This window comes from Pseudomonas sp. (genome assembly GCF_037994325.1).
Lineage (GTDB): Bacteria > Pseudomonadota > Gammaproteobacteria > Pseudomonadales > Pseudomonadaceae > Aquipseudomonas.
Map to the genome: position 1 here is coordinate 1 of NZ_JBBNAH010000441.1, position 5,871 is coordinate 5,871.

The window sequence follows — 5,871 nt, forward strand, 5'->3', positions numbered from 1 at the left end:
TTCGAAGAAAATAAGCTAAAGAAAAATTTCTTGTATTCATGTGTAATCCTTCCTTGGCTTAAAGCGCAGCTTGCGTTCGGCTGGTTTGGCGACCTTGGGTGTCGTAGGTGTAGGTTGTAACTTGGCCGCCTTCGGTGACGGTTAACGGCAAGTTAAACGTGGCGTGCCAGGTGGTTGTGGTAGTGCGGGCTTGGGGAGTGCCGCTTGCTTGGGTGCGGGTGGTTTCCAGGCCTCGGTCGTTGTAGGTGTACGTAGTGATAAAGCCTTTCGCGTCGGTTTGGGTGAGGACTTGGCCGCGGTCGTTATAGGTGAAGGTGGAGTTGCTGGCTGGGCAGTTGGCGGAGGGTTCGCCTTCGATGGATACAATGCGTTTAACGCCCTGAATGAGCTGGAACCGGTAGACCGTTTTCTTACCGAGCTCATTTGTAACCGTCGAACTGCCGTCGGCGTTGTAGCTAATCAGCACTTTTTCCACGCCGCCTGCATGTTCGCTAGAGACACCTCGCCCAGAAGCATCGTAGGTCCAAGTCGCGTACCGAACACCTCGCTCGTCAGTAATCCCGGTAAGTAACCGAGGGTTCTGAGCCGCTTCGTAATGATATTTACGGGTTTCGACCTGACCGTCATGAGTTCTAGTCACCTGGGTAAGAAGACTAAGGGCATTGTATTGGTACGAGGCGGAAAGCCCTGTACCGCTTGCGCTTAGAACTTGGTGTTTATCACCCTCCACTAACGTTAATGATCTACCAGTCTCGTCCGAAATGATAACTTGCGCATCCGAATAATTTACAAGAATTTTGTAGCCTGAAGCATACTCAATCCTTATCAGGCGACCCCTTTCATCAAAATCATAGTGGTCATTATTATGTCCGATATAGACCCATTCCCCAGCTAAATTTTGTAGCCTTCCTATATTTCCGGTATTGGATTTAGCGATTCCGTCAGACAAGGTAAAATAACTCTCTCGTCCGTTAGCATCGGTAAAAATAATAAAGTCAGAACCTAATCTCAGGTTGGTAGAAAAATTATGGTGCCATACGCCATCGACGCTATTATAAACTCGCCGAAGCATCAGGCCGTCGCTCAAAGAGTCTTGGTAGTCTAGTTCGACTTGGAGCTTATTACCTGATGAAAAGTCGATAGGATTGCCCGCGATTGAGCAGGCTACTTCTTTTTCGGGGCGGCCGTTCTGATTAGGAGATCGGGAGAGCAATGCGCAAGCTCCGTTACTCTGCCGCAACAGAGGATCGTCAAGGGTAGCCCCCGTTTGATCACTACATTTTTTGCCTGTATCAACAGGTGGAACTTCACATGCATGAAAATTAGGATTAAATACTTTTCCAGGGTGGCAATAACCATCCATTCTGCTGGCTTCCGCCATAAAGTGATTAGTGCCATTCCCAATCAGGGTGGCAATGCACTTATAATATCCATCACCCCCACGCTCCGAGTAACTGAATGTAAAATATCCGTCTGGCCAATCTTTCTCTAATTGATTCCTGCACGCCTCATCAGGCGTAGAAAATCCAAAATTGTAAAAGTTACGCCAAGTAAAAAAATCGGCACATGCAACGGAAGAAAATATCAAGAGAAAAAAAGTCAGAATTTTCGACAGCTTATTAATTAGCAAGATCAAGTCCCTTTATAAAATGTTAAATCCGTTTAACTCAAAGCGCATTCTGCGTGTGGCTGGTTTGGCGACCTTCGGTGTCGTAGGTGTAGGTGGTGACTTGACCGCCTTCGGTGACGGTTAAAGGCAAGTTAAACGTGGCGTGCCAGGTGGTCGTGGTATTGCGGGCCTTCGGAGTGCCACTCGCTTCTGTGCGCGTGGTTTCCAGGCCTCTGTCGTTGTAGGTGTAGGTGGTGACGAAGCCTTTGGCATCGGTCTGTGTGAGGACTTGGCCGCGGTCGTTATAGGTGAAGGTGGAATTGCTGGCGGGGCAGTTGGCGGAGGGTTCGCCTTCAATGGAGGCGATCTTCTTAAACCCACCGACATCGGTGAAGTGGTAGACGGTCTTCTTACCTAGCGCGTTGGTGACTGTGCTGGTGCCATCTTCGTTGTAGGTCACTTGGGTGTGTTCAGCGCCGTTGGCGTGCTCGCTGGAAATGGCTCGGCCTTGATCGTCGTAGGACCAGGTGGCGAAGCGGACGCCTTTTTCATCAGTGATGCCGGTTAACAGTTTGAGGTCTCGAGGGTCTTCGTAGTGGTAAAGACGAGTCTCGACTTGGGTGCCGTGTGTTCTGGATATTTGGGTAAGTATTTTTGCTTCGTTGTATTGATATTGAATACTAAGCCCAGGCGCATCCAGGGTTAGTGGCTGATGCAGTGCATCCTGAGTAAAAGTGAAACTTTTCCCCCGATTATCTGTAACGGTGGCAACACCTCCGCTATAAGCGAGATTTTCGTAGTTCCCGTTAGCATGCACGACTTTAATCAGCCGATCGTCCAAATCGTAAACGTAGGACTCGTTATTTTTCGACGTATAGGTCCAGCTGTTCTGCTGTCGAGTAACTTTGCCCAGCACGGTCGGTTCTGGTGTAGCCACAATGTGAGCAAGACCAAACCCATGCTCTTCGCCCTGAGCGCCAATAACACTAAGGTGCGACAGTGATTTACGTATGTAAGAAGAATAGGTGTGGCGCCATATACCGTCCACTCCATTGTAGCTACGACTAAACTCCAAGCTGCTTCCAGAAGAAGGGAAATCGACCTCCATCTGGAATTTATTTCCAGTTGTTAAATCTATTGGATTTCCAGCGCACACTTTCCCTTCAGGTTTCCCTGCTGGAGCGCCGCATTCACCAGCGCGTGGATTCAGTCTTTTGCCCAAAAAGCAACTATCGCCATTAAGTGAAACGTATCCCTTCGGGTAAACTGTTTCACCTCCTCCCCGCGGATAGGTGGAGACAAGCTTCAGCTTGCAAACATACGAAGTTTGAGTAAAAGGCTCTAAACCAATGATTGATACATTATATACACGACCGTCGCCATGAAATACTGCAGCCTCTTCCCAGTAGTTGGCGAAACGATTACATGCACCATGCGCCGTGGGATATTGGAGCACACCGGCTTCAGAAGGTGGAGTCCAATAATAAAGTTCTGCAAATGCGGAGCTCATCCAGCACGGCATAGAAGAAATTAAAAGAAATGCTGTCCTTCGAGCAAAAGATGTACACAGCACGAAAGCCTCCATGGCCCAAAAACATATTAAAGACTGGAAACAACACCAGCTAATTTCTTATTTTTTCATGTGTTTCTCCACACGAAAAATTGAACATGTGTATGTCCTTTTCCTTTCGAGCTAGCAATTCCACTCAACCTCTCGGCCCTTCCATCAACCGAGAGAGGCAAACGGTCTAGGCCGCATGACGCCCACCCCAAGGCGTTTGTTGTAGAGGATTGCCAAGGTGTTCACAAGCACGGCGATGCTCTTTTGTGAAGCCGTATCAACAGCCCGCTTTTCGGCTCGGTGTGCTCTAACTTGCGCCTCTCCACCCCACGTCAATATTTGGGTGAATTGTCACCCTATGAACGTTGGGTTCCCTTTTCCCTGTTAGCCTCGGCGTACCCATTGAAGGAGCCCTGGAGCGCGCCGCCAACCTGATGATTTACGTCGAAGCCCTGTCTGCGGCAGATGCCTTTGTAAATAAAGGGCTCGAGTCCGCCATCGTGCAAACACTTAGCGAAATGGCCAAGGCATTGGTCAAGGCCAGTAAGCAGGGGGAGGGTAAGTCTTAGCTGGCTGCCGCTAACGTAATAGGCGCCGCTTTCGTGCTGCCATCTGCGGGTGCGATGGGCTGCACGTACTGGCTAGTGCGTCAGGCGTTCTATCGCCGCTGCCACACCGGCACCGTACAAAGGATCGGCCTGGTTGCAGTTGTGGATGTGCCGGGCCTGCACCTCGGCCGAGGCGCCCTGAATGGCTCGGGCGGTGTTGTCGAACAGCGTTTGCTGCTGCGCGGCCGACATCAGGCGAAACAGTGCCTGGGGCTGTGAGTAGTAGTCGGCGTCCACGCGGTGGTTCCAGTGATCGGCCGCGCCCTCCAGGCTTAGCGGCGGTTCGCTGAAGTCGGGTTGCTCGTTCCATTCACCGAAACTGTTGGGCTCGTAGGCCAGGGTGCGGCCTTGGTTGCCATCTACGCGCATCTGGCCGTCGCGGTGGTAGCTATGTACCGGGCAGCGCGGAGCGTTCACCGGAATCGAGGCATGGTTGACGCCCAGCCGGTAGCGCTGCGCATCGCCGTAGGAGAACAGGCGGCCTTGGAGCATTTTGTCTGGCGAGAAGCTGATGCCGGGCACCACGTTGCCGGGGTTGAAGGCGGCTTGTTCGACCTCCGCATAGACGTTTTCGGGGTTGCGGTTGAGCTCAATCACCCCGACTTCCAGCAGCGGGTAGTCCTTGTGCGGCCACACCTTGGTGAGGTCGAACGGGTTGATCGGGTAGCTGCCGGCTTCGTGTTCGGGCATCACTTGCACAAACAGGGTCCAGCGCGGAAATTCGCCGCGCTCAATGCTGCTGAACAGGTCGCGCTGATGGGTTTCGCGGTCGGCACCGGCGGCCTGCGCGGCTTCGGCATCAGTGAGGTTTTGAATGCCTTGCTGCGTGCGCCAGGTGAATTTCACCCAGTGGCGCTGGTTGGCGCGGTTGATAAAACTGAAGGTGTGGCTGCCGAAACCGTGCATGTGCCGGTAGCTACTGGGTATGCCGCGGTCGCTCATAACGATGGTGACCTGGTGCAGCGCCTCCGGCAGATTAGTCCAGAAGTCCCAGTTGTTTTGCGCGCTGCGCATGCCGGTGTGCGGGTCGCGTTTGACCGCGTGGTTGAGGTCGGGGAATTTCAGCGGGTCGCGTAGAAAGAACACCGGCGTGTTGTTGCCCACCAGGTCCCAGTTGCCTTGCTCGGTGTAGAACTTCAAGGCAAAGCCGCGGATGTCGCGCTCTGCGTCGGCGGCGCCGCGTTCACCGGCCACGGTGGAAAAGCGCACGAACATATCGGTCTGTTTGCCGATGGCGGAAAACAGCGCAGCCTTGGTGTAGCGGCTGATGTCCTGGGTCACGGTAAAGGTGCCGTAGGCGCCGGAACCCTTGGCGTGCATGCGCCGCTCGGGAATCACTTCGCGGTCGAAGTGGGCGAGCTTTTCTATAAACCAGACATCTTGCAGCAACGCCGGCCCGCGTGGCCCGGCGGTGAGGGTGTTCTGGTTGTCGACGACCGGCGCGCCGAATGCGGTGGTGAGTTTTTTCATTGGCTTGCTCCTTGTCTGGTTACACGGGGCGTCTGGGTCAGTCGGCAGACCAGGTGGCGGGCAGCGATAGGTTGCCGGAGGCCACGTCCCATACGCTGCTCACGCACAGCAGCGGGTTGTGCAGGTCGGCGTTTACCTGCAGCGCGGCGGTCACGCCGTCGTAGTTGAAGTTTTTCGGAAAACCGACGGCGGCCAGTGGCACGCGGATTTTCGCGGCGTCTTGGTTCACGCTGAGGTCGTAGCCGGGTGAGTCGATGAAGATCGGCGCGCCGGGCCAGGTAGGTGGGAGTTTGGGTTTGCTGCCTTCGGGAATGTCGCGCACTTTCAAGCCGCTGGGCCCGCAGGTTGCGTCCTTGGTCAGCACCACCCAGTGGGAATGCCAGAGACCGCCGTCGTTGTCTTTTTTGCCGTCCTTGTTTTCGTCCAGTTGCGGTGTGTCGTCGAAGTCGGGGTGCGAGGTCAGGGCCAGGGCGAGAATGCCCGAGCCCGGCGCGAAGCCCACCGCGCCGCTGTCCAGGCTGGTGGGCCACACGTAGCTGTACACCTCGGCGCCGGCAAAGCTGCTTTTGGCCGTGGGCACGCGGCTGCCGGCTTTGCCGTCGACCAGTTGCTCGAACACGAGC

The 5,871-nt window shown here is 54.2% G+C and carries 5 protein-coding genes; 1 reads left to right on the plus strand and 4 read right to left on the minus strand.

Annotation, left to right across the window (positions count from 1 at the left end; translation table 11 throughout):
* Positions 1-58: 58 nt before the first annotated feature.
* Both AAAB16_RS14795 and AAAB16_RS14800 read right to left on the minus strand, forming a co-directional pair.
* On the minus strand, positions 59-1,630 hold the full coding sequence (locus tag AAAB16_RS14795) for a DUF6531 domain-containing protein (protein ID WP_340664001.1): 1,572 nt from the start codon (positions 1,628-1,630) through the stop codon (positions 59-61).
* 37 nt (positions 1,631-1,667) lie between these two features.
* The gene (locus tag AAAB16_RS14800) at positions 1,668-3,182 is read right to left on the minus strand and encodes a DUF6531 domain-containing protein (protein WP_340664002.1); all 1,515 of its coding nucleotides are present in this window, start codon (positions 3,180-3,182) and stop codon (positions 1,668-1,670) included.
* Positions 3,183-3,535: 353 nt separating this feature from the next.
* Here AAAB16_RS14800 and AAAB16_RS26530 point away from each other — a divergent pair, with 353 nt between their 5' ends.
* Entirely contained in the window at positions 3,536-3,739 is a 204-nt protein-coding gene (locus tag AAAB16_RS26530; RefSeq protein ID WP_369335445.1) for a DUF3077 domain-containing protein, read from the plus strand.
* A gap of 72 nt (positions 3,740-3,811) precedes the next feature.
* Here the strand turns inward: AAAB16_RS26530 and AAAB16_RS14805 are convergent, their stop codons facing one another.
* Positions 3,812-5,248, minus strand: coding sequence for a catalase (locus AAAB16_RS14805; RefSeq protein WP_340664003.1), 1,437 nt, complete (start codon positions 5,246-5,248; stop codon positions 3,812-3,814).
* A gap of 37 nt (positions 5,249-5,285) precedes the next feature.
* The coding region (locus tag AAAB16_RS14810; RefSeq protein ID WP_340664004.1) for a hypothetical protein at positions 5,286-5,871 on the minus strand (586 nt) is incomplete at its 5' end.

What these genes read in the sequence shown, in the direction of transcription:
- AAAB16_RS14805 (WP_340664003.1), bottom strand. Translation starts at nt 5,248, where the DNA reads ATGAAAAAACTCACCACCGCATTCGGCGCGCCGGTCGTCGACAACCAG.